Origin of the sequence: Mucilaginibacter sp. PPCGB 2223 (assembly GCF_001705515.1) — a bacterium.
In the GTDB taxonomy this organism is placed as follows: Bacteria; Bacteroidota; Bacteroidia; order Sphingobacteriales; family Sphingobacteriaceae; genus Mucilaginibacter.
On the sequence record NZ_MDJS01000002.1, the window covers coordinates 865,703 to 889,703 of the forward strand.

The 24,001-nt window shown below is 47.1% G+C and carries 23 protein-coding genes; 11 read left to right on the forward strand and 12 right to left on the reverse strand.

Annotation, left to right across the window (positions count from 1 at the left end):
* Positions 1–3 precede the first annotated feature (3 nt).
* From BEL04_RS14180 to BEL04_RS14200, 5 genes are all read right to left on the reverse strand, one after another.
* Complete coding sequence (locus BEL04_RS14180) at positions 4–807, reverse strand: 5'-nucleotidase, lipoprotein e(P4) family (RefSeq protein ID WP_066004982.1); 804 nt, start codon at positions 805–807, stop codon at positions 4–6.
* A 72-nt stretch (positions 808–879) separates the two neighbouring features.
* Positions 880–2,169 carry an IPT/TIG domain-containing protein gene (locus BEL04_RS14185; protein ID WP_083227931.1) on the reverse strand — a complete coding sequence of 430 codons (1,290 nt, stop codon included), beginning with the start codon at positions 2,167–2,169 and terminating at the stop codon, positions 880–882.
* 34 nt (positions 2,170–2,203) lie between these two features.
* Complete coding sequence (locus BEL04_RS14190; RefSeq protein WP_066004984.1) at positions 2,204–3,055, reverse strand: DUF2911 domain-containing protein; 852 nt, start codon at positions 3,053–3,055, stop codon at positions 2,204–2,206.
* 229 nt (positions 3,056–3,284) lie between these two features.
* Complete coding sequence (locus BEL04_RS14195; RefSeq protein WP_254659588.1) at positions 3,285–3,560, reverse strand: GIY-YIG nuclease family protein; 276 nt, start codon at positions 3,558–3,560, stop codon at positions 3,285–3,287.
* Between the two features lie 146 nt (positions 3,561–3,706).
* Positions 3,707–5,620 carry a long-chain fatty acid--CoA ligase gene (locus tag BEL04_RS14200; protein ID WP_066004987.1) on the reverse strand — a complete coding sequence of 638 codons (1,914 nt, stop codon included), beginning with the start codon at positions 5,618–5,620 and terminating at the stop codon, positions 3,707–3,709.
* A 173-nt stretch (positions 5,621–5,793) separates the two neighbouring features.
* Between BEL04_RS14200 and BEL04_RS14205 the strand changes: the two genes are divergently transcribed.
* The 4 genes from BEL04_RS14205 (at position 5,794) to BEL04_RS14220 (ending at position 8,598) form a co-directional block, all read left to right on the forward strand.
* Positions 5,794–7,353 carry a glycosyltransferase family 39 protein gene (locus tag BEL04_RS14205; protein WP_066004988.1) on the forward strand — a complete coding sequence of 520 codons (1,560 nt, stop codon included), beginning with the start codon at positions 5,794–5,796 and terminating at the stop codon, positions 7,351–7,353.
* Positions 7,354–7,391: 38 nt separating this feature from the next.
* Positions 7,392–7,646 (forward strand): hypothetical protein, encoded by a 255-nt coding sequence (locus BEL04_RS14210; protein ID WP_066004989.1) that lies wholly within the window; start codon positions 7,392–7,394, stop codon positions 7,644–7,646.
* 16 nt (positions 7,647–7,662) lie between these two features.
* Positions 7,663–8,121: an SRPBCC family protein gene (locus BEL04_RS14215; RefSeq protein WP_066004990.1), complete on the forward strand. Its 459-nt coding sequence runs from the start codon at positions 7,663–7,665 to the stop codon at positions 8,119–8,121.
* A 105-nt stretch (positions 8,122–8,226) separates the two neighbouring features.
* On the forward strand, positions 8,227–8,598 hold the full coding sequence (locus tag BEL04_RS14220) for a DMT family protein (protein WP_066004992.1): 372 nt from the start codon (positions 8,227–8,229) through the stop codon (positions 8,596–8,598).
* Positions 8,599–8,873: 275 nt separating this feature from the next.
* Here the strand turns inward: BEL04_RS14220 and BEL04_RS14225 are convergent, their stop codons facing one another.
* Entirely contained in the window at positions 8,874–11,744 is a 2,871-nt protein-coding gene (locus BEL04_RS14225; RefSeq protein ID WP_066004994.1) for a prolyl oligopeptidase family serine peptidase, read from the reverse strand.
* Between the two features lie 434 nt (positions 11,745–12,178).
* Between BEL04_RS14225 and BEL04_RS14230 the strand changes: the two genes are divergently transcribed.
* The 4 genes from BEL04_RS14230 to BEL04_RS14245 all read left to right on the forward strand — a co-directional run bounded on the left by BEL04_RS14230 (position 12,179) and on the right by BEL04_RS14245 (position 17,999).
* Positions 12,179–13,807, forward strand: a complete 1,629-nt coding sequence (locus tag BEL04_RS14230; protein ID WP_066004996.1) for an acyl-CoA carboxylase subunit beta — start codon at positions 12,179–12,181, stop codon at positions 13,805–13,807.
* 138 nt (positions 13,808–13,945) lie between these two features.
* Entirely contained in the window at positions 13,946–14,542 is a 597-nt protein-coding gene (locus BEL04_RS14235) for a peroxiredoxin (protein ID WP_066004998.1), read from the forward strand.
* A gap of 97 nt (positions 14,543–14,639) precedes the next feature.
* On the forward strand, positions 14,640–16,808 hold the full coding sequence (locus BEL04_RS14240) for a response regulator (protein WP_175404083.1): 2,169 nt from the start codon (positions 14,640–14,642) through the stop codon (positions 16,806–16,808).
* A 138-nt stretch (positions 16,809–16,946) separates the two neighbouring features.
* Positions 16,947–17,999, forward strand: coding sequence for a toxin-antitoxin system YwqK family antitoxin (locus BEL04_RS14245; protein ID WP_139113048.1), 1,053 nt, complete (start codon positions 16,947–16,949; stop codon positions 17,997–17,999).
* A 188-nt stretch (positions 18,000–18,187) separates the two neighbouring features.
* Here the strand turns inward: BEL04_RS14245 and BEL04_RS14250 are convergent, their stop codons facing one another.
* Positions 18,188–18,487: a YciI family protein gene (locus BEL04_RS14250; protein WP_066005008.1), complete on the reverse strand. Its 300-nt coding sequence runs from the start codon at positions 18,485–18,487 to the stop codon at positions 18,188–18,190.
* Between the two features lie 111 nt (positions 18,488–18,598).
* On the opposite strand from BEL04_RS14250, the gene BEL04_RS14255 reads away from it, so the two are divergent.
* The 3 genes from BEL04_RS14255 (at position 18,599) to BEL04_RS14265 (ending at position 21,061) form a co-directional block, all read left to right on the forward strand.
* Complete coding sequence (locus BEL04_RS14255) at positions 18,599–19,756, forward strand: galactokinase (RefSeq protein ID WP_066005010.1); 1,158 nt, start codon at positions 18,599–18,601, stop codon at positions 19,754–19,756.
* On the forward strand, positions 19,757–20,290 hold the full coding sequence (locus tag BEL04_RS14260; RefSeq protein ID WP_066005012.1) for an RNA methyltransferase: 534 nt from the start codon (positions 19,757–19,759) through the stop codon (positions 20,288–20,290).
* 114 nt (positions 20,291–20,404) lie between these two features.
* On the forward strand, positions 20,405–21,061 hold the full coding sequence (locus BEL04_RS14265; protein ID WP_066005014.1) for a YdeI family protein: 657 nt from the start codon (positions 20,405–20,407) through the stop codon (positions 21,059–21,061).
* Positions 21,062–21,127: 66 nt separating this feature from the next.
* Here BEL04_RS14265 and BEL04_RS14270 read toward each other — a convergent pair whose 3' ends face one another.
* From BEL04_RS14270 to BEL04_RS14290, 5 genes are all read right to left on the reverse strand, one after another.
* Positions 21,128–21,421, reverse strand: a complete 294-nt coding sequence (locus tag BEL04_RS14270; RefSeq protein WP_066005016.1) for a HigA family addiction module antitoxin — start codon at positions 21,419–21,421, stop codon at positions 21,128–21,130.
* Positions 21,422–21,451: 30 nt separating this feature from the next.
* Entirely contained in the window at positions 21,452–21,763 is a 312-nt protein-coding gene (locus tag BEL04_RS14275) for a type II toxin-antitoxin system RelE/ParE family toxin (RefSeq protein ID WP_066005019.1), read from the reverse strand.
* 158 nt (positions 21,764–21,921) lie between these two features.
* Positions 21,922–23,028 (reverse strand): DNA polymerase IV, encoded by a 1,107-nt coding sequence (gene dinB / locus BEL04_RS14280; RefSeq protein ID WP_066005021.1) that lies wholly within the window; start codon positions 23,026–23,028, stop codon positions 21,922–21,924.
* 55 nt (positions 23,029–23,083) lie between these two features.
* Entirely contained in the window at positions 23,084–23,554 is a 471-nt protein-coding gene (locus tag BEL04_RS14285) for an RES family NAD+ phosphorylase (RefSeq protein ID WP_066005022.1), read from the reverse strand.
* A gap of 2 nt (positions 23,555–23,556) precedes the next feature.
* The gene (locus BEL04_RS14290) at positions 23,557–23,994 is read right to left on the reverse strand and encodes an antitoxin Xre-like helix-turn-helix domain-containing protein (protein ID WP_066005023.1); all 438 of its coding nucleotides are present in this window, start codon (positions 23,992–23,994) and stop codon (positions 23,557–23,559) included.
* Positions 23,995–24,001 lie beyond the last annotated feature (7 nt).

Here is a 24,001-nt window from a genome sequence, read left to right on the forward strand (position 1 = left end):
CAGTTACTCCCCTTTCAACCCCTTTTTCAAAATAGCCTCCTTTTGCTCGGGTGTCAGGTTGTACTTGTAATCATACAGGGCGCTCTCCCAATCGCCATAATCAGCATTGGGCAGTACGATGAATTTATTCCCGAACTGCGCTGCTTCGGCTTCGGTATTTTGCAGGCGCTCGGCCACGGTTTTATGATCGAACAAAGCCGAAAAATCGGCCAGGTTATCGCCTAACAGCATAATCACTTCATTATCCTTCATCACCTGCCGGCGGCGTTCTTCCTTGCTCGGGGTATTGCCGCGCAGCAGCAGGTGCGCATCATCGGCATTGGGGAAGCCGTATTTCTGCAGGTTCTTCAGCGTGCTGGCACGTTCGGCCTCGCTGCGGTTGGTAATGTAATAAATGGTGATGCCTTTTTTGGCCGCGTATTTTAAAAACGCAGGTGCGCCCGGTACGGTATCGGCTGCAGCTTTGCTGGTCCAGTTTAGCCAGGCTGCCTGTTCGTAGTTTCGGCCTTTCAGCGCCTGCGATACGGCGTTCGGGCTATTGTCCAACAACGTCTCATCAATATCGGTAATAATAACTTTAGGTTTTGTGCTGCTTTTCAGTACGGCCTGGTCGGCACGCAGGTGTGCAATATTATACGCCTGGAAACACAGGGCCCTGTACTCGGCAGCTTTTTGTTGCCACAGGCTGGCCCAAAGCTTGCCGTTAATATCCATGGTGTTTGCCGCGGTTACCGGCGCCTGCTGCGCGTAAACAAAAGTTGCCGCGAAAAGAAAAGTGATGATCAGTGCTGATTTAAGATGCTTCATAAGTCAATCGTGAAAAGCAAACTTAATTAATTTGCCATGCATTTAAACATATTAAAGCATTAACAGATTTGTTTATTGCAGCTTGCGTATCCGCTGGTTGATCACGTCGCATACGAAGATACTGCCATTGGTATCGGTAGCTATGCCGCTCGGCTCATGGAACCTCGAATCAGGCCCCGGCCCGTCGATAAAATCAGTAGTGCCGTTACCCGCTATCGTACTAACTACGCCATCAGGTGTTATCCTGCGTACAGCTGCGTTCAGATCGCCTATATATAGGTTTCCCCGTTTGTCTATGGCTATTCCTTCGGGGTTATGAAAGCGGGCCACGTTGCCCGGCCCATTCACATAGTTCAGCTCGGCTTCGCTGCCGGCCAGTATGCTTACCATGCCGGCATGGTTTACCTTGCGTATTACAAAGCTGGCTGCATCGGCAACAAATATATTCCCGGCAGCATCCATAGCAATGCCTTCGGGGAAACCAAACCCTGCAGCATAGGTGGTTACCACACCCGTTTGTGTTACCTTACGGATACATTTGTTGTTGCCATCGGTAACGAACAGGTTCCCCGCCGCATCGATAGCAATATCAGCCGGGAAGTTAAATTCTGCCTGTGCGCCCGTACCATTAACAAAACCGGCATTGCCATTGCCGGCCAGCGTGCTTACTATGCCATCCGGCGTAATCTTCCGGATCATGTTCCCGCCCGCCTCGGCAACAAATACATTTCCGGCGGCGTCAACCGCCAGGCCATGCGGATAGTTGAATTGTGCCATCGCACCGTCGCCATCCTTATATCCTATGGTGCCGTTGCCCGCAAGGGTGCTTACTAACCCTGCGGGTGTTATTTTGCGTATCATGTTGTTACTGGCATCGGCAACATAAACATTACCCGCCGCATCGGTGGCTACGCCGTAAGGCTCGTAAAATCTGGCAGTATTTCCCGGCCCGTTGGTCATACCCCGGGCTCCATCACCGGCAAGGGTACTTACATGATATACATAATTAAAATCAGTAGCCGAACTGGCTGTTGATATATCCCTTTTAACACTTATTTTGCCCGGGCCAGCCGTTGCCGGAACGGTAACCGTAAGCGCAGTAGCTGTAGCAGATAATACAACTGCCCGTACGCCGTTAAAACTAACCTCGTTTTCGGCCATGTTGATACTAAACCCCGAACCGGTGATGGTTACTTGCGTACCCGCCGGGCCGCCAGACGGAGCAAACGACGTTATCAGTACTGAAGCGGCGCCCGGAGGCTGGGTTTGGCCTGCCCCCGCAGCCGGGCCATTGCCTGTTTTATTACACGATGATAGGGCAACGCATAACAAAGCAATGACCCATAAAAAAGTAATACGCATGTTTTAGATAGATAGGTAGTAGGGTCGTTTGGTTTTACTTTTTAGCTGCCTGGGCAAGTACCTCTTTATTCAGGCGGATGTATTCGGGGTTGGCTTCTTTTTCGGCAAGCTTCAGGCCTTCGCTGGCCGATGCAGCGGCCGCCTGGGTATCACCTTTTTTTAACAGGATACGGGCTTTCCAGTATTTAATGTTGTACGCATCCGGACTGGCTTTATCGGCTTCGTTTATCCACTCCAGGGCCGTGTTCATATCCTTGTTGTGGTTATGATAGTAAATAGCAGCAAAATAATAAGGCTTGTTCTGGCCCTTCATCGCCAACGCGATATTGCCCATCACGCGTGCGTCAACATCTGTAACAAAGGGGATGACCACATCGGTGGTTTCCCACATCAGGTGTAAATTAGTGTACTCTGGTGTTGTATTGCTGAACATCATGGTAAATGTTTCTGTTGGTTTATCCAGCTTTGCAGGTTTAACGGTAAACCGAAGCACATCCTGTTTGGCATCATAACTATAAGCACCCCATTGTTTGGCTACTTTGTTTAAGATGATGGTCCACTCGTCTTTACCCGGGATGGTAAAAAAACCATACGTGCCGGGCAAAACCTGGTGGCCGGCCATGGTAACCGTATCGGTAAACTTAATTACCGTTGCCGAATTGGCCCCGGTGCGCCAAACTATACCATAAGGTTCCATGCCGTTAAATACTTTACGGCCCAGGGCATTAGGGCGCGAATAAGCTATGGAGATGGTGCCCAAACCAAAATCCTGCTCTATTTTTTGCAGGGTGCTGGGTTGCGGTATTTTCAGGTCTTGCTGTTGTGCGCTGGCCGTAAAACAGCCGATGGTTGTCAATAAGGTCAGGCTAAAAAGAGTTATTCTCATACGTGATAATTCAGCATTATACACGTGCCGATACCCAAATGAGTTGCCTGCCATCCGGTGCGATATACCGAAAGGTGATTTTGGCTTATTGATCTACCCGGAACTTGCTTCAGAAAAGCAATCGCACATGGGCAAGACAGCTCTGCAAGTCCGATCTGCATAGCAAGCGATTTCCGCAGTTGCAATAAGAGAGTTTGGGATAGGTTAATCGTACCAACCATTACTTAGATCATTCCAATTCGGATTGTCGGCAATAATTAAATTGATTTTTGCTTGTCGCGAACCTGCTTTCAATTGCTTTTTCGCGAGTTATTGCATCCTGTATCCATTGATACTTTTCAAAATAAACCAATTTATTACATGCATAACGTTTAGTAAAACCATTGTTAACACCAAGTTTATGTTCCAAAACTCTACTTTCTAAGTTACTGGTAACACCTACGTATAATACCGTATTGTATTTATTGGTTAGTATATATACGAAATATTGATGCGTTTTAAGCATCAACCAATATACAAAATCTTCCACTTGTCATTGCGAGGCACGAAGCAATCGCACATAGGCAAAGCCGCTCTGCAAGTCCTATCTGCATAGCAAGCGATTGCTTCGTGCCTCGCAATGACACGATGATAAACGACCTAATGATTATCCTACTCCGCTTCCGCCTCCTGCAGGTACATTTCCTCTATCGCGTCGGCATATTTCTTTTCGATCACCTTGCGTTTGGCCTTCATGGTCGGGGTTATCTCGCCCTCATCCATGCTGAAAGGGTTGCGTTTGATCTTGAAGTTTTTGATGCGCTCGAATTTGGCCAGCTCGTTCGAGTACTTTCGGATGTCCTGCGCTATCCAGTCAACTATCTGCTGGTCGTCGATAAATACTTCGGGGTTCTCAAAAAATTTGTCATCGAGCCCGAACGTTTCCTGCAGGGTTTCCCTTGCCGGGATAACAATGGCTGTGATGTATTCGCGCTTATCGCCAACTAAAAACATGCCCTCAATTTTCGGGCTCTTGAGGTAAGTGTTTTCGACCGGGGTAGGATACACATTTTTGCCATAGGCGTTGACCAGCATGTTTTTCAAACGATCGGTTATTTGCAGGTTGCCTTTAAAAAAACGGCCGATATCGCCGGTATGGAACCAGCCATCGGTATCAATAGCAACCGAAGTTTCCTGCGGTTTGTTCCAGTAGCCTTTCATGACGCAATGCCCGCGTACGATGATCTCGCCTTCTTCGGATTGGAACGCTTCGTTAAACGATTCGTGCGTTTGTATGGTATGGATGTGCCCGGTATCCACGTTTTGTATCGCCACCTCGATGCCGGGTATTATCCGGCCAACGGTGCCGTAAACCTGGCGGTGATATTCGGTTACCGACATTACCGGCGATGTTTCCGTCAACCCGAAGCCTTCCAGTATCTTAATGCCCAGGTCGCCAAAAAATTCGCCTATGTTTTTAGGCAATGCGCCGCCGCCCGATATCATAAATTTTAAGCGCCCGCCTGTACGTTCTTTTATTTTGCTGAACACGAGCTTATCGGCCAGCTTAAACTGTTGTTGCAGTATGATGTTGGGCTTTTTGCCGGCCTCGAGCACCATGCGGTGCTTACGGCCAATGCCCAACGCCCATAAAAATATTTTGGCTTTGGCGCCGCCTGCCGATGTGCCATTCTTCATGGCCTTATCGTGTATGCGCTCCAGCAAACGGGGCACGCAGTTCATTACTGTTGGCCTTACTTCGCCCATGTTTTTGGCCAGCAGGTCGAGGCTTTGCGCAAAGGCAATTTTACAGCCTTTGGCCAGGCAAACGTGGTAAGTTGCGGTACGCTCAAATACATGCGAGAGCGGCAAAAACGACAGGAAAGTCTCGTGCTCATCAATTACCGGTATCTGGTCGAGGCAAACGCGCACGTTCTCTACCAGATTGGAGTGGGTAAGCATTACGCCTTTAGGGGTGCCCGTGGTACCCGAAGTATAGATCAGGCACGACAGGTCGCTCGGAATAATAGCTTCGCGCGCAGCGTTGATAGCAGTTATGTATTTGTCTGTAAGTACAAGCCCTTCGTCAATAACATCCTTTAAACCAACTACTCCGGCGTTGATATTTGCTTTATCGGTATGTTTTTCAAAATCATCAAAAGCCGGTATGATACGCAGCAGTTCGGAGCAGTTATTGGCTATCTTCACTATTTTGCGTAGTAAGAACGGGCTGCCCACCAGGATAGTTTTCGCCCCCGAATCGTTCAGGATGTACTCGATATCGGCTTCGCTCAGGGTAGGGTATACCGAAGTATTCACTGCGCCTATCTGCTGCAGGGCCTGGTCGTAATACACATAATCGGGGCCATTTTCGATGATGAGCGCCAGCCGGTCGCCCTTTTTGATGCCGATGTTCAAAAACCAGGCCGATATGGCATCGATCCTGGTCAGTGCTTCGCGATAGCTGATCCCCGCCCAGGTATCCTTAACTTTATGGATCATAAAAGTATCGGTATCGGGATGAATGTTAGCTACTGTATTACGGATAAGGGTTGGAACGGTTGAATGCAGGGTTACCGGATTCATCAATCTTTGGGGTTGGTTTAATAATTGCAAAACCAAATTTAGTGTATTTGCAACTAATACATAAAATATGTTTACCCTTTTTTATACCTTTAGTGTATAAACCCGATGTATTTAACCTGCTGATAATTACATTCAAATCTGCCCGACTGATCAATCTTAACCAATTTTAAACAATGGCGCAACGCAACGTCAAATCAGCATATACCAATTTTATACTTTTATTTGTCGTTTTCAGGCTGTTATTAAACGTTTTTGCTTTACCGCATTATGGTTTTCAGCGCGATGAAATGCTGCACCTCGCTTTAGGCGATCACCTGGCCTGGGGCTTTAAAGAAGTACCGCCATTTATATCGTGGATAGCCGCCGCTTCGACCTGGCTGTTCGGCACTTCGATAGCTGCTGCGCGTATATTTACCACTATTGGTGCGGGGCTCATCATCCTGCTTACCGGCTTAACAGTGGTTGAGTTTGGCGGGCGAAAATTTGCCATTACCGTTGCCTGCCTGTCGTTAACCTTTGCGCCGGCATTCCTGGCTTCAGATTACCTGCTGCAACCCGTCGTATTCGATCAGCTTTGGTGGGTGCTGTCGGGCTACCTGCTGGTGCGGTATTTTAATACCAAACTGGTAAAATACCTGTACTTTTTGGGCCTGGCCATTGGGTTTGGCCTGCTCACCAAATATACTATGGCGTTCTATACCCTCGCCCTGGTTATCGGTATCGGCATTAGCCGGCAACGCAAGGTATTGCTGAGCAAAGGCGTATGGATAGCTGTAGCTATTGCGGTGGTTATCTTTTTGCCTAATATCATCTGGCAGCTTACCCATCACCTGCCCCTGGTTACGCATATGCGCAAGCTGCGCGAAAGCCAGCTCGATTACATCACACCCTCAGATTTTTTATTACAGCAATTGCTGGTAAACGGTTCGGCCATATTGGTTTGGGTACCGGGTTTAATTTGGCTGCTTTTTTCGTACAAACTGCGCACTTATCGTTTTTTGGGATTTGCTTACCTGTTTACTTTAGCCTTGTTTGTGTTACTGAACGGCAAAAATTACTATCTCTTTGGCGCTTACCCCGTATTGTTTGCCGCGGGCGGATTTGGTATTGAGCGGTTTTTAAAAGTGCGCGATACAGTTTTCCGCACCGTGGTTTGCGCAGTTCTGATCATTCCTAACTTTTTATTGTTCCCGCTGGTGCTGCCTGTGATACCTATTAAAACGGCCTTGCCTTTATTCAAATTCGCAGGCGAGAAAATGGGTTTTGGTTTTGCGTTGAAATGGGAAGATCAGAAGATTCATCCAACTACACAGGATTACGGCGATATGTTTGGCTGGGACGAGCTTGCCGAAAAGGTTGCCAAAGCGTATTACAGCCTTACGCCCGAACAGCGTAAACAAACCATTATCGATGCCGATAACTACGGCGAAGCAGGGGCCATACACCATTATGGTAAATTGTATAACCTGCCCGAGGTGGTTTGCCTGAACAGCAGCTTCGCGCTATGGGCGCCCGAAAACATCGATGCCAAGTACATCATTTATGCCGGCCGCGATTTTACCAACGGCGAAAAGCTGATCAAAGCAAACTGTATCGGCAGCTACAAAAAACTTGGCGAAATTGATAACCCGCTTGCCCGCGAAAAAGGTACCATTATTTTATTGTTTGAGGATATTAAACCGCCGATACAGGATCGATACCGTAAGGAACTGCTGCAAACCCGAAACGAGTAATAATTTGTTCCGGACATTGATAATGTATAAGTTTGATAATGCAAAGTACGATAATAACTCCTGATAAAGCCGCTATCGAGCTGCCGATACCCGAAAACTACATTGGTAAAAAAATTGTGGTAACCTATACTATCGAAGAGGTGAATGTCCCAACGCCCAATACTGCCGAAAAAGTAAATGCTTCCGCAGTAAATGTTGTAGAACCGGCCATCCCAGGTAAGCCACCACGAACTCTCCACGGCTCCAAGACATCTACTAACGGTGGATCGGGAACGATGCATGAGCACGGGTAAAGAAATTGGACGCAACATGCCCACTATCCGCCTCAACACCTTTGTTAAAGCTGATATCGAAACCTGTTTCGACCTGTCGCGCAGTATCGACCTGCATGTCGAATCGACCAAACATACCCGCGAAACCGCCATAGCCGGGCGAACCAGCGGCTTAATCGAATTGGGCGACACCGTTACCTGGCGCGCCAGGCACTTCGGCATATGGCAAACGCTAACCTCGAAGATAACTGTAATGCAAAGGCCGGTATTGTTTGTTGATGAGATGCAGAGCGGCGCTTTTAAATCTTTCAGGCACGAGCATCACTTCGGTGAGGCAGCCGGCGGCACGTTAATGACCGACATTTTTATTTTTGAAGCGCCGCTGGGTTTGCTTGGCGCGATGGCCAATAAATTGTTTCTTACAAAATATATGCGCAAGCTGCTTATCCAACGCAACGAAGTGATTAAATTGCACGCCGAATTGAAACAGAAATAGAACAGGTGTCGTGCCGAACTTGTTTCGGTATCTCATCATGCAAGTCGGAATGCCGGTGAGATCCTGAAACAAATTCAGGATGACCTGGATTTTAAATAACACACTATGCGCGGAATAAAAACCATTATCTTCCTTATCATCTCCAACACCTTCATGACCTTTGCCTGGTACGGGCACCTCAAGTTTAAAGAGTTTAGCTGGGGCAAAAATCTCGGGCTGATCTCGCTCATCGTTATCAGCTGGGGGCTGGCTTTTTTCGAATACCTGTTCCAGGTACCGGCTAACCGCGCCGGCTACGAAGGTGACGGCGGCCCGTTTAGTTTGGTGCAGCTCAAAACCATACAGGAGGCCATCACCTTAACAGTCTTTATGATATTTACCACGCTGTTCTTTAAAGGCGAAAAACTGGGCTGGAACCACCTGGCAGGCTTCGGTTTGATCGTTCTGGCAGTATTTGTGATCTTTAAAAAGTGGTGAACTAAAACTTTAGTGTTAAAGAATGTTAAATAATATGGAGTTAACATGCTATGCTTTACTTTTACGTAACTAATCATTTATCGTTCAACCACAACACGTTCTTTAGGGTAAATAATTAAGGTCAGTTAATAGAAATTAAAAAGAGAAAGCCGGTTTGACTTTCTCTTTTTTTTGCCAGCCCCCTCTAAATCTCCCGCGGGAGGGGAGACTTTTAAAAGGGCGATTGTTATCGTTTTAAAACCCGGTCTTCCGGGAAGGGTTTGGGAGGGGCTTGCCTACTTCTCCAGTTCAAATCCCCACTCTTTGCCTTTATCAACGGCAGGTACGCCCTTACTCATCCATACCGGCATAGGCGCGCCCTTTAAAAAGTGATCGAAAAATTGCTGCTCGCGTATCTGTATATCCTTGCGGTTTTGGCGTTGTACCAGGTTGTGTGCCTCGCCGTTGTATTGCAGCAGCCAAACAGGTTTGTTTAAACGGCGCATAGCGCTAAACAACTCTATGCCCTGGTACCAGGGCACGGCCCCGTCGGCATCGTTGCTCATGATCATCAGCGGCGTATGCACGTTAGGCAGGTGGAATAATGGTGAGTTCAAAATGTACAGGTCGGGTTTTTCCCACAAGGTAGCACCAATACGGCTTTGGGTATGCTCATACTGAAACTCACGGCTTACGCCGCTTTCCCAGCGGATGCCACCATAAGCCGATGTCATGTTGGCAACGGGCGCTCCTGCCCAGGCAGCCGCGTACATATCATTAACCGTAACCAAATAGGCAACCTGGTAACCGCCCCAGCTTTGGCCCTGTATGCCGATGTGTGCACCATCAACCCAGGGGTTTTTCTTTAACGCTTCAACGCCCGAATTGATATACTCAACTGCCGACGGACCGGGATAGCCGTTCTCATAACTGATATCCGGCGCAAAAACCAAATAACCGTTGCTCACAAAGTAGGATATGTTTAACCTTGATGGGGTTGGCGCGGGCACCTGGTAGCTGTATAAACCATCCGATAGTTTCTCATAAAAATAAGCGATCATCGGGTATTTCTTATTCGGATCAAAATCCTCCGGTTTGTATAAGATACCCTTGGATGTGTGGCCTTTTGGCGTTGTCCAGGTCACCAGTTCGGCAGTACCCCAGTTATAGTTAGCCTGCTGCGGGTTGGTCGCGCTCAGCTTGGTTTCTTTTTTAAAGTTGGTAGTGGTGTACAAGTCTGGCGAAAGCTGGTAGCTGGCCTTGGTGTAAATATAGCTATCGGCATTTTTAGCTTTGCCGATAGGGCTGTACTCGTAAGGGCCCATTACCATTTTTTGAGGTTCTTTATCAGTACCAACTACTTTGGTATAGTAACCCCATTGCTTGGTTTCCTCGTCCTGCACACGCATCCAAAAAGTTTGTTTGGGCACAACATACCTTTTTTCGGGGTCGGTTGATACGTAACGCATAATGAGTTTTTGTTTACGGCCGATGCCATTGGTAAAGTTAGTGGCTTTGCCCGTTGCAGGGTCAATGCTCCAGATATCGTACCTGTCGTAAATAAAAATTTCTTTGTCGCCTTCCGTCCAGGTAACCGATCCGTATTGTGCCGGATCGTCCGGCTGGTCGTTCAGCTCATCGCCAAATTTAACCGGGATATCTTTGGTTATGTTGGTGGTTGTTTGTGTAGCGATGTTATAGGTATACCAGTTCTGCCCTTTAAAATCGAACCAGAAGATATATTTATCACCCGGCGAAACGGTATAATTAGCACGTATCTTGCTGTTGATCAGCTTGCGCTCGCCGGTGTTCAGGTCGATTAAAAAAGCCTGTTTAATGGTCGGTCCGCCTTCCCATTGGGTTTGCACACGCGAGCCGGTGTCCGATAAGCCTAAAGCGTAACGTGCATTTTCCGGTATCACCAGGTCGGGCACAGCTATATCCGCAATCTGGATCATATCTGAGCCTTTTGCCGGGCGTATCACCGCCAGGTAGCTGCGGCGCAGGTCGCGTTGCAGGGTATTCAACTGCTGCGGCTGCATGTAATCGTCCTTATAGTTCCATATGTCCAGCTTGGCAACCTCAAAATCAACAATGGTGGTATCAACAGGTTTAGGTATCGGCGCGGTGCCAAAAAACAGGTCGTTACCGTTTTTGCTGAAATAAGCACGGCCATCGCCGCTAACGGCCCATTTTTTTGGCATAGCGCCCATGCCGTTGGCGGCAATTACTTTGGCGCTATCGGTGCCGGTTAAGCTATAATAGTATAGTTTATAAGGTTTAACCTGTGCTTTTTCAGGGTTCTTTTCGGCTGTAAAAGCAACCTGTTTGCTTGCATCGTCAAACGTTAAGCTGCGGTAAGTGCCTTTGCCGGTACTGATGGCTTTGGCGGTATCCAGCGCGGCATTGTACACGTAAACGCCGGTTGTTACTTTGTTGTTTTTAGCGGGCGCGGTAACCACAAATAGTACAAATTTACCGTCTTTGCTGATCGCGTAGTCGGTTACAAAATTGTAGGTATGCTGCTTGCCATCAACCAGGTTTTTAATGGTCATGTCGCCGCCATCGCGCGATGCCGGTGCGGCTGCTCCGCCCGCTGCTGCTCCGCCGCGTCTTCCGCCGCCTCCCTGGCCGCGCGCCGGTGCACCTGCCGGTGGTGTGACTGCCGGCGCAGCCGGTACCGTTTTTTTGGTTGTATCGGCTACAGGATTGGCCAGGTAGGCAATTACCGATGCCTTTTCGGCTATTTTGAAGGATTTTACCGATGGAATTTTGGTTACCTCATGGCTGCCCAATGTAACCAAACCCAGGGTGTCTTTCGGCATATCGTCGGCGCTTTTCTTTTTAATTTTAGCCATACGGGTATCCTTGTAAAACGGGCGGATCAAAAATACGGCGTATTTCGAATCGCTGGTGAGGCGTACGGTATCGGCCCGCGGCACTTCCATTTTATTGGTGTTTTTGGTGTCGGTAATTACCAGGTTGGCATCCCAGGCCTGGGGTTTAACTACGTAAACTATCCATTTTCCATCGTCGCTGATATGATCGTTACTCAGGCTTTGCCAGGTATCGTACACCGAATGATCGAGCGGTTTTTTTGAAGGTTTTTGTGCGAATGCAAAAGTTGTGCAAATAGTTAAAACTGAAAAGAGTAAGGTTTTGCGCATGATGATAATGAGGCATTAATTAACCATTAAATATGCTGAAAATTTGGTTAACCAGCTAAAATCGCAATAAAAAAGTTACAATTAAGTTTGAAGCAGAAAGCTTAAAGCTAAAATGTATTTGCTTTCGGCCCGCCGACGGGGCTCAGGGCAGGCCGTGGCTAAAGCCTTGTTTGCCACTGGCAACGCTCGTGAGAAAGTCAAAATTAAGAATTAAAAAATAAGAAAAAACCTTGCAAATGGCTCTGCCTGTGGGGTACTAAAACAAGTTCAGCATGACTTTTAAAAAAAACCTGCAACATATACCTAACACAAAAAACAAACTTTCAAACTTTACAACATTCAAACCTTTCAACTAATCAAAAAAACACCTGCAAATACCGCCCTGTTCTTTCTCGCAAAAATTCATCAGATTTGTGGCGCCAACTGACGCCATTATGAACCTCGAATTCAACAAGAACGAAGACATTAACAAGCAGCTTGTTTACGAGCTGAAAACCAGGCTAAAAAAAGTATTTGCCGGTGGCGGCGAAAAGGCGGCAGCCAAACAGAAGGAAAAAGGCAAAATGCTGGCCCGCGAACGTGTGGCTTACCTCATCGATAAAGACAAACCCTGGCTGGAAATTGGCGCTTTTACCGCCGAGGGTATGTATGCCGAATACGGTGGTTGCCCATCGGGTGGCGTGGTTTGCGGTATAGGTTATATCAGCGGCAGGCAATGTGTTATTGTGGCTAACGATGCTACGGTAAAAGCCGGTGCCTGGTTCCCGATAACGGCCAAAAAAAACCTGCGCGCACAGGAAATAGCCATGGATAACCGCCTGCCCATTATTTACCTGGTCGATTCGGCCGGCGTTTTTTTGCCTTTGCAGGATGAGATCTTTCCGGATAAAGAACATTTTGGCCGCATCTTCCGCAACAACGCCATCATGAGCAGTTTGGGTATCATCCAGATCTCGGCCATCATGGGTTCGTGCGTGGCAGGCGGAGCTTATCTGCCTATTATGAGCGATGAGGCCATGATCGTAGATGGTACAGGTTCGGTTTTTTTGGCGGGATCGTACCTCGTAAAATCGGCCATCGGCGAAGATGTGGACAACGAAACCCTGGGCGGTGCTACCACCCATTGCGAAATTTCGGGCGTAACGGATTATAAAATGCCGAACGATGCCGCTGCATTGGATGCTATACGGAACATTATGGATAAGGTGGGCGATTATACCAAAGCGGGTTTCGATCGGATCAAACCGGCAAAGCCGGCACTGACAGAAGAAGATATTTACGGTATTATGCCCGGGGGCCGCGATAAGCCTTACGATATGAAAGAGATCGTACTCCGCCTGCTGGATAACTCCGAATTTGAAGAGTACAAAGAAGGTTACGGGCAATCCATCATCTGCGGGCTTGGCCGGGTGGACGGTTGGGCGGTAGGTATCGTAGCCAACCAGCGCACCGTCATCAAAAATAAAAAAGGCGAGATGCAGTTTGGCGGGGTGATCTATTCTGACTCGGCCGATAAAGCCACCCGCTTTATCATGAACTGTAATCAGAAGAAAATCCCGCTGGTTTTTCTGCAGGATGTTACCGGCTTTATGGTAGGCAGCCGCAGCGAGCAGGGCGGGATAATTAAAGACGGTGCAAAAATGGTAAACGCGGTTGCCAACAGTGTAGTACCCAAGTTTACCATCGTAATAGGCAACAGCTACGGCGCAGGCAATTATGCCATGTGCGGCAAGGCCTACGACCCGCGGCTGATCTACGCCTGGCCCTCGGCAAAAATTGCCGTGATGGGCGGCTCGCAGGCGGCCAAAACCCTGCTGCAAATGCGTACCCAGGGCATGGTAGCCAAAGGCGAAACCATTACCAAAGAGCAGGAAGGTGCACTGTTAAAAGAAATTACTGACCGTTACGATAGCCAGACTACGCCTTACTATGCCGCAGCGCGTTTGTGGGTTGATGGCATTATCGACCCGCTGGAAACCCGCCGGGTAATATCCATGGGCATCGAAGCGGCGAACCACGCGCCGATAGAAAAAGCTTTTAACGTAGGTGTGATCCAAACCTGATCCGTGGCAATTAATTTTGTTGTAAACCTCACCATTTCAGAGTTTTATTAGTATATTAGATGGCAGTTTTATCAGGTAACTTGTTGGCAGATACAACATTTCCAATAAGTTATACGTATAGATAGCCAGATAATAGTGATGAGAAAATTAGTGGTTGCAGTTTGGTTAATTATCCTTTTTACGGGTGTAGGAGTTTTGTTCTGGTACAATGAACTGATCTATCATTTGCCCACGCCCATCCCCGAGCATTACAAACCGGTAAATAACGGTACTGTTATAAAATTGGGCAGCGAGTTCGATGTTTATCAGGGTAAGCCGGTTTTCCTGCATTTTTTTAATCCCGATTGCCCATGTTCGCGCTTTAATATCACCAACTTTAAATCACTGGTAAAGCAGTTTGGCGGGCAGGTAAATTTTGTTGTTGTGGTTATCAATAACCGGAAATATACGGCCCAGGCAATACGTGATAAATTTGATTTAAACATCCCGGTTGTGTTTGATGCTTCGCTGGCTCCTGCCTGTGGGGTGTACTCAACACCACAGGCTGTACTGCTGGACGCACAGCATACTTTGTATTACAGGGGTAACTATAACCAAAGCCGCTATTGCACCGACGAAAAAACCAGCTATGCAAAAATGGCGCTTAACGGCCTGCTGCATGATCATGCCCGGCTGATATTCAGCTCCCTGGCATTAAGGGCCTATGGCTGCAGCTTACCCGATTGCAAAAGATAAAGAGGGGGGGGATTTTTTAATGATTGATGAGCCTACTATATTTTATATGCAGACAAATATGTTCCAGTTAGAAGTAAAAAAACGGTCGGACGGATTAATGAATTACTTTCTAGCGGTGTATTTTGTGATCGGGTTGGTACTCGCTTCGTTTTATGGCACATGGCTTATTGCGCTGGGCGTAGGCGGGCTCTCCCTGGTGGCCTATTATTCGGCCAAAATCGCCTTGCCCGATTCGTCCCTGTATCAATATGTTTTAAGTGCTGTACTGGGCATTTTTATGGCGCAGTATATTTACCAGATGCACGGGTTGTTCGAGATGCATTTTTTTGCCTTTATCGGCAGCGCCATACTCATCACCTACCAAAAATGGAAGCTGCAGATACCGATCATGATCGTGGTAACGCTCCATCATGGCATTTTCAGTTATTTGCAGGATACCGGAGTCAGCAATATCTATTTCACCCAGTTGGATTATTTTGCTTTCCAAACATTTGTTATCCATATTCTTTTGGCCGCAGCAATATTTCTGATTTGCGGCCTGTGGTCGTACCAACTCAAAAAATACAACGAGATGCAGGTGTTGCAAACCCTGCAGGTGGCCGAGTTGCAAAAAGAGGCGCAGATTTCGGCAGAGCGCAAAAAGAATGAAGAAGTACTCGCCCTGGCAAACCAGGAGCTCAGAAAATCAAACCTCGAACTGCAGCAGGCCCGTATTGAAGCCGATCAGGCCAACAAGGCCAAAAGCATATTTTTAGCTACCATGAGCCACGAGATACGTACGCCCATGAACGGGGTGATTGGCATGGCGGCCTTATTGAACGAAACCAACCTGACGGAAGAGCAGCAGATGTTTACCGAAACCATTACCACCTGCGGCGAAACGCTCATCAACGTGATCAACGACATTCTTGATTTCTCAAAAATTGAATCGGGAAGCCTTGAGCTCGAAAGCGAGGACTTTAACCTGCGCCAGTGCATTGAAGATGTTCTGGATATTTTTGCGACAAAAGCAGCCCAGTCGGGTCTTGAACTGGTCTATAAAATCGCCGAAAATGTACCCCAGCAAATCGTAGGCGATCATCTGCGCCTCAGGCAGATACTGATCAACCTGGTGGGTAACGCCATTAAATTTACCGAGCAGGGCGAAGTTTGCATTTGTGTTAACCTGCACAAGCCGGTTGAGGGCGAGGCTGTGGAGTTAAGGTTTGATGTACGCGATACCGGTATCGGCATCCCCGAAGAAAAACTGCATCGCCTGTTTAAAGCATTTTCGCAGGTCGATTCGTCTACCACACGTAAGTACGGCGGCACCGGGCTGGGCCTGGCCATTTCGGAAAAATTGGTGAGCTTAATGGGCGGACAGATCAGCGTTAAGAGCGAACCGGATATGGGTTCGACCTTTTCGTTTACCGTGAGCACCAGCCCCGGTACCAAGATCCTGGTGCCTTATACCCATTACAATATGGACGAACAGGAAGGCAAACGTATCCTGGTGGTTGATGACAATGCGACCAACCTATCCATATTAAAACGCCAGTTTCAATACTGGAAGCTAAAACCGGTACTGGCGGTATCGGGCGAAGAGGCGCTGAACATCCTGTCGAAAGATGCTGATATAGACCTGGTGGTTACCGATATGCAGATGCCCGGTATGGATGGCATCACGCTGGCAAAACGTATTCGCGAGCAACATGCCAGCCTGCCTATTATCCTGTTAAGCTCTATCGGCGAAGATTTAAAAAGCGAATCGGAAGGACTATTCGTTTCTATCATGACGAAGCCTATCAAGCAACACCTGCTAAGCAAGCATGTACTTAACGCCCTGCAGCAACATGCTGCCGTACCTGATGAGCAGGGGGGCAAGAAAAAACTATCGGCCGATTTCAGTCTCAGCTACCCTTACGACCTGCTTGTTGCCGAAGATAACCAGATGAACCAGCATGTTATAGCGCATGTTTTGTATAAACTGGGCTACCAGCCCGACCTGGTTAAAAACGGGCAGGAAGCCATTGAAGCTGCCAACAAAAAAGATTACGGGCTTATTTTGATGGATATGCAAATGCCCGTGATGGATGGGCTGGAAGCGACCCGCATCATCCGCAGCACCGTAGTAAAACAACCGGTTATCATTGCGCTTACCGCCAATACCATGCCCGGCGATGAAGAGGAATGTATAAACGCCGGTATGAACGATTACATCGCCAAACCCATCAAACTTGAAGACCTGATGAACAAGTTTGAAAAATGGTTTTCGGGTAGGATGTGATATCCTAAAGACAGTCGACGGATTGAACACGTTTTTAATGTAGAGGGTGATACAAACCTGAGTTAATATTTGGAGTTTACAAATCAGATATTAACACTGTAAATAAAATTATTGATATTAAGGAAATTAATTTAAACTATGAGGTGTCTTTTATTGACGTTGACATTATTCTTTTCAGTTACTGCGTTTGGGCAACTGACCACAACCCTTAAAAATGAACCCACGCCATTACCTTCATCTCAAGATACCTTAATCGGCCCGCCTGGCATCAAAATAACCAAACTTGCCGACGGTTCTGGTTGGTTTGCTAGTAAGTACGATGCAAGGGGGATTTTGCAGGCCTGTGGTACGTTCCTCGACGAAAAAATGACCATGCCACATGGAAGGTTCAAGTATTTTACTCACACGAGCGCGGATACATCTACACGCTATAATTATCAGCGCCACCAGACAGATACAACTTTTGAACCTGCAAAAACTTATTTGAGCACTTTGGGTTATTTTTCCCACGGCGAAAAATCCGGCCAATGGACAGACTTTGGCCCAACAGGTGCAATAATTGGAATGGCAACTTTTGAGCATAACAAACTTAACGGCCCTTATCAAACTTATAACACCAGTACGGGTAAACTCTCGGTTGAGGGCCAATTTGTAAATGGGATAAGGGAAGGCAGTTGGAATTTGTTATCGTTTGAAGGCGATACGATGAGTACTGATATTTATAAAAAAGGCGAGGTTGTTAAAACCATCTCGCATCTCGACGAAAAGAAATTCCGTCTCAAAAAAGTGAAAGACGCCTATCCAAAATATAACTTCATCGGATATTTAAATTCGCATTTAAACAAAACCGGAGTAAGCGGAGAGGGTACCAGATCGGCTATGTATTCTTTTACGATTGATACAGCCGGGCATATTACGAACCCGTCGGTTGCACCACGCAATAGCTCCGATCATCAAATGGATATAGAAGTTGACACTACAATTATCGATGTTATACTGCAGGCGCCCGCCTGGATACCAGCTGTACAAAGCAAGCAAAAAGTCGAAATGGAAATGGCATTTAATTTGGACGTGGAATATGATAAAAAACACGTCCGCGTTTCGGAAACTAAATATCCACATAATGCGGCTAAGGACGCAGCAACCGATATGTTTAACAATAGCAATGCATCGAGCCGGGTGGGACATTGAAGGAGTTAATCATGCATCCATAGAAAAGGTTTAATGTTAAGATGATATATAAACCTAAGATTAATTGCTGCCTATTGTTGGTGTTCACCAACAACAACGTAGCGATAAGGATGAAGTTTTGGATGTAACCATTCTCCATCTTACCTTTTACCACTCCCCATTTGTTCCCCTTTCACTGGGTTAGGGGGCTACATCGCTACCGAAACAGCCACCCTAAACGGTTTCACATCCACCGTCTCCCAAACACCGGCAGTGATATAAATTTCGCCCTTTTTCCAGGCTTCGAGCTCTTCTTCGGTTTCAAACTGCAGCACCATTACCGAACCTATCATTTTGCCGGCATCATCTAAAATAGAGCCGCCCATTACATAATTGTTATTGGCCAGCAGTTCGTGCACGCCGTCGAGGTGGTGCGGGCGCACGTCCATCCGGCGTTTCAGGGCGCCCTCGTCGGTATGGTCGTAACCGGTTATCAGATATTGTTTCATGATGATGTTTTTTATGAGAAGGTAAATATTGATTTTTTGTTTGCCAAATACGCATACTAATTAGTAAGTGTACTTTTTACAATATTAGTTTTTTTGATCATATTTGAACGCATGAAAACCAACCTACAGCAGCAGTTTCAAAGCCAATATAATAAGCCTGCTCAACATACCTTTTTTTCGCCCGGCAGGGTAAACCTCATCGGCGAGCATATCGATTATAACGGTGGCCTGGTAATGCCCTGCGCCATTACCATGGGCACCTATATGCTTACCGCACCAAATACCGACGGCGTTTTCAGGTTTAAAAGCGTAAATTTTGAAGAAACTGCCGAAATACCCCTGCAGCCATCCTACCAAAAAACAGGCAAGGGCTGGTACAACTACCCGGTGGGTGTGATCAATTACTTTACCGAAGCCGGCAAGCAGCTGCAGGGGCTCGACATTTTATACTACGGCGATATCCCTATCGGCTCGAGCCTCTCGTCGTCGGCCTCTATCGAAGTGGTTACCGCTACTGCTTTGAACATCCTGTTTAATGCCGGGTTCAGCAAGCTCCAGTTAGTGTTGATGACCAAACGCGTCGAGAACGAGTTTATGGGCCTCAACAGCGGTATTATGGACCAGTTTGCCGTTACCTTCGGCGAAACAGATAAAGCCTTAAAACTCAACTGCGATACGCTCGACTACGAAGCCGTCGACATGAACCTGGGCGATAACGTACTGGCTATCATCAACACCAACAAGCCACGTAAGCTGGTCGAATCCAAATATAACGAGCGCGTGCAGGAATGCCGCACCGCTTTAAAAGCGTTACAGCAGGAACTGGATATCAACAACCTTTGCGATATCGATACCGCCACTTTCGACCTGTATAAACACCTCATTACCGACCCGGTAGTTTTGCAGCGCGCTACCCACGTAATTGCCGAAAACGATCGCGTGATCCTGGCGGCGAAAGCATTGGCTGCTAATGATCTGACCGAATTTGGCAAACTGATGTACGCGTCGCATCATTCGCTGCAAAACCTGTACGAAGTGAGCGGCGTTGAACTCGATACCGTTGTTGAATATGCGGCCACCGATAAAAACGTAGTTGGCGCGCGTATGACGGGGGCCGGCTTTGGCGGCTGCGCCATTGCGTTGGTTAAAAAGGATGGTTTTGATAGCTTTGCCAAAGGTGTAACCGAATATTACACCGCCAAAATTGGCTACGCGCCATCGGTTTACAGTTCGCTTATCGGCAACGGCGCGCACCAGATAACAGCATAAATGCGCAAATTAAAATTAGACGAGCTTAACCGCGCCACGGTCGACGAATTTAAAGCACAGCAAAAACTGCCTGTTGCCGTAGTGCTGGATAACGTGCGCAGTTTGCATAACGTAGGCTCTGTCTTCCGCACCGGCGATGCTTTTGCCGTGGAGCAGATTTGCCTTTGTGGGATAACCGGCACGCCGCCTAATCGCGAGATCGAAAAAACTGCCCTCGGCGCTACGGCCTCGGTCAACTGGTCGCACTTTGCAAGCACCCTTACCGCTGTCCAACAATTACGCAACGACGGTTATGTGATCATCGCTATTGAACAGGCCGAAAACAGCACTATGCTGCACCAGTTCGAACCCGGGCCCGGCAAAAAATACGCCCTGATTTTTGGCAACGAGGTAAATGGCGTAGATGATGAAGTAATGCAGCAGATAGATGCCTGCATCGAGATACCACAATTTGGCACCAAGCATTCTTTCAATATCGTGGTATCGGCAGGTATTGTTTTATGGGATTTTTTTTCGAAATTGAACCTGAAATAGAATCGTTGCGCATCGGCCCTTCCCTACACCCTCCCAAGGGCGGGTGTAGGGAGGGGTTTGGGTATTGATGGTTCATTTGCACATCTGCACATTCACTCATTTGCACATTAGGTTATGAACGCCCTCGCCAAAAAGCTCCTCATTAAACCAAATACCACCTGGTTGTTTTACCATGTCCCGCCGGATTGTATGAACCTGCTGCAACCCTTGCCCGATGGCGTAACCGCGCATACGCATATTACCGGCGAGGTGAACGGCATCGTGTTGTTTACGCAAAAGCGCGCAGACCTGGTGAATCAGCTCAAGCTCATTGTCCCCCTCATTAAAAAAGATACGATGGTATGGGTATGCTATCCCAAAAAAAACTCGGGTATCGAAACCGACCTGGCTATGGGCGAGTGGGACATGCTTCCGGCCTTCGGTGTTGAAGCCGTCGCTGCTGTAGCGTTTGACGAACGGTGGACCTGCGTTAGGATACGCCTTGCCGGGTTAAGTAAAAAATCGGGTGTATGCGTGGATGAGATCAGGGAGAACGAATACGGCAACTATATCGACGTAGATAAAAAGGTCATCACCCTGCCGCCCGACGTACACGAAGCCCTGCAAGCCGAACCGGCTGCCCTTGCCGTTTACGAAAAGCTGGCTTACTCGCACCGTAAAGAATACATCATGTGGATACTTACCGCCAAACAGCAAAAAACCCGCGATGCCCGTTTGATAAAAATGGTGGAGATGCTACTGGCTAACAAAAAGAATCCCGGAGATAAGTAGAAATTAACAAACGGGTCATGCTGAACTTGTTTCAGCACCCCTCGTGATTGGTATAAAAGCGACGAATTACGCCATCGCTTCTTCCTGTTTTGCAATATACAGATCGTATTCCATCTGCATACCGAACCAGTAGTGGGAACTGATCCCCAAAAGCCTTTCGAGCCTGATGGCCAATTTTGCAGATATATTGCGTTTGCCCGCAAATATTTCGCTTAAATGGTGCGGTAATATATCTAAAGCTTTCGCTACATCTTTTTTAAGCATATCGCGCGCTTCTATTTCTTCGAGTAAAAATTCACCGGGGTGGAATGCTTCTATCTCGATCTCAGTACCAGTATGATCAAATACCTGATTGTTCATAATAGTATAAACGCCTCCTGGCGTAAAAGTTTATGAGTAATGATTGTTTATTTCTTCTATGCAGATAATTTCAATCTTATCACTCTTGTTTTCATCAATTCGGAATATGATCCGATAAGCGATATTTAAACGTATCGAATACTTACCCTCATATTCCTTGCCTTTCAATTTCTCAAAATGCAGGCTTTTAATTTGTCGCAGATCAGCAGAATTTTTTGCCTGCTGAATTTGAAATACACGCTTTTTAAAAATCTTCAAAATCTCAATAGGATAAGGCGATTTTCCTATTGGATTACCTTTGGCCACCTCACTTAGAAAATGGTCTTCGATAATTAATTTCATTTTAAACTTTCTTTAAATTTTAAAACAATTAATAATAAAAAATAATAGCGCATACCTTTTAGCGCTTTTCCTAATTCCAATTCCTAATTGTTGTTTGTTTTAAAAAAAGTTCAAGACAAATATATAAAAAGAAATCAATATAACCAAATTTTGGTAAATTAAAACAAGGACAGCTGAGAATTCTGATCATCCATTTTTTGTCTCACCGGCAGCTCCCCAAAATTCGAAGTCGAAACCCCCAATAACCGTATTTTCTGCCCATCCTCAAACGAGGCTGCCATGAGCTTTTTGGCTATGGCCGATATCGTTTCCAGGTCGTCAGTAGCAACAGCGAACGATTGGCTGCGGGTAATGGTCTTAAAATCGCTGTATTTTACTTTGAGCGTTACGGTACGTGCTTTCAGGTTGTTTTTGGTGAGGCGGTTATATACAATAACCGCAAGTTTATCCAGTTCGGGGTCCGTTTCTTCGAGCGTGGTGAGGTCGTACGGAAAAGTATCCTCGGCGCCAACCGATTTGGTTTCCTGGTCGGGTTCAACAGGGCGCTCATCGATGCCGCGTACAATGCGGTAAAAAAAACGGCCCGATTTACCAAAATGTTTTACCAGTTCATCTTCTGTTAAGCGTTTCAGATCGAGGCCTGTAAACAGGCCCATCTTCTTCATTTTTTCGGCAGTAACCTTGCCTACGCCGTGAAATTTCTCGACAGGCAGGGTTTCCATAAAAGCTTCGATAGCTGACGGCCCAATGAATTTCAACCCGTCGGGCTTATTCATATCGGATGCGATCTTGGCAACAAACTTATTTACAGATACACCGGCCGAAGCGGTCAGATTTAACTCATCCTTAATAGCTTGCTTTATTTCTTTGGCGATATCGATTGCCGAGCCTATGCCAAGTTTATCATTGGTTACATCCAGGTAAGCCTCATCCAGCGAAAGCGGCTCGATCAGGTCGGTATACCGGCTGAATATTTCGCGGATGTGGTTGGATACTTCTTTGTAAACAGCAAACCGCGGGCGAACAAATATAACATGCGGGCAAAGCCGTAAAGCAGTTTTCGAGGGCATGGCCGACCGTACCCCAAATTTACGAGCCTCGTAACTGGCCGTGGCCACCACGCCGCCCCGCCCTTCGGGCGAACCGCCGACCACGATAGCTTTGCCGCGGTATTCGGGGTTATCGCGCTGCTCAACCGACGCGTAAAAGGCATCCATATCGATGTGGATGATCTTGCGCAACGGTGTTGGGGTTTCGGTATCCATGACGGTTACACAAATATACTCATTGTATGAATGGGGACATTCGCGATTTTTCTGACTACTTTTTGTGGTTTTTTAGCAGGTCTTCTATCCGGTCGTCAGGAACCAGGTCGCTCACCCGGATAATTTTGATCTGCCTGAAATCGGGGTGTTGTGTATTGATCACGTAGTTATTTGACTCGGGAATTACTGCCGAAGGCGCTTTTAACAGGCAGGTTTGCTGTTCATCGAACCATTTATTGCCAATGGCCTGACAGATGGCGTAATCCCTGAAATCGCGCCAGCCTGCTTTGAGCTTTTGTAAAGGTATTATAGTTACACTAATGTCGTCGGGTATTTCAATTACTACGATCTTAAAATCGCGGTTAAAGCCAACCCCTTGCCTGCGCACCATATTTTCTAATAAAGCTAAGGGTATCGATTCGGCAGCGTATATCACCTTTTTACCTGCCGATGCCCAGCGCCCAGCTACGCCCGATGCAGTTAATTTGGTGGCATAGTTGATATGGCCTATCCTGAAAGCAAGCATACTTATATTGCGTCGCCGTAGGCCAGTTTGGTGATCTCGTCGGTTACCAGGTCAATCCCACCCGAAGTATTCAGCCATTCGAAAGGAGTTTCTTCAGCGTTCCAGAAAGGTTTGCGCAGCCAGTAGTTAAACTCGGCCGTGCTGCCGAATATCTCTTCGCCTTTGTTAAATAAGGCTATCAGCTTAAGCAGGTGTTCGCTGTAGGCGGGCTCCAGGCTTTTTTTCTTATCGTGATAGTTGCTGATGGTGCGCGAACTAATGTTGAGTAATCCCGAAAGCTCTTTGTAGGGCATATTGATAGCCTGCGCAAAATCAAAAAACAATTGCGTGCCAACGCCCATACGCGCGCTTTTAACAATAGCAAAGTTATCGCCGATGTTAAGCTTGCTTAGCTTTTGCTTTAAAGCAGGGGTGTGGTGTTGTATTGCTGCGGTTGGCATGTTTTTT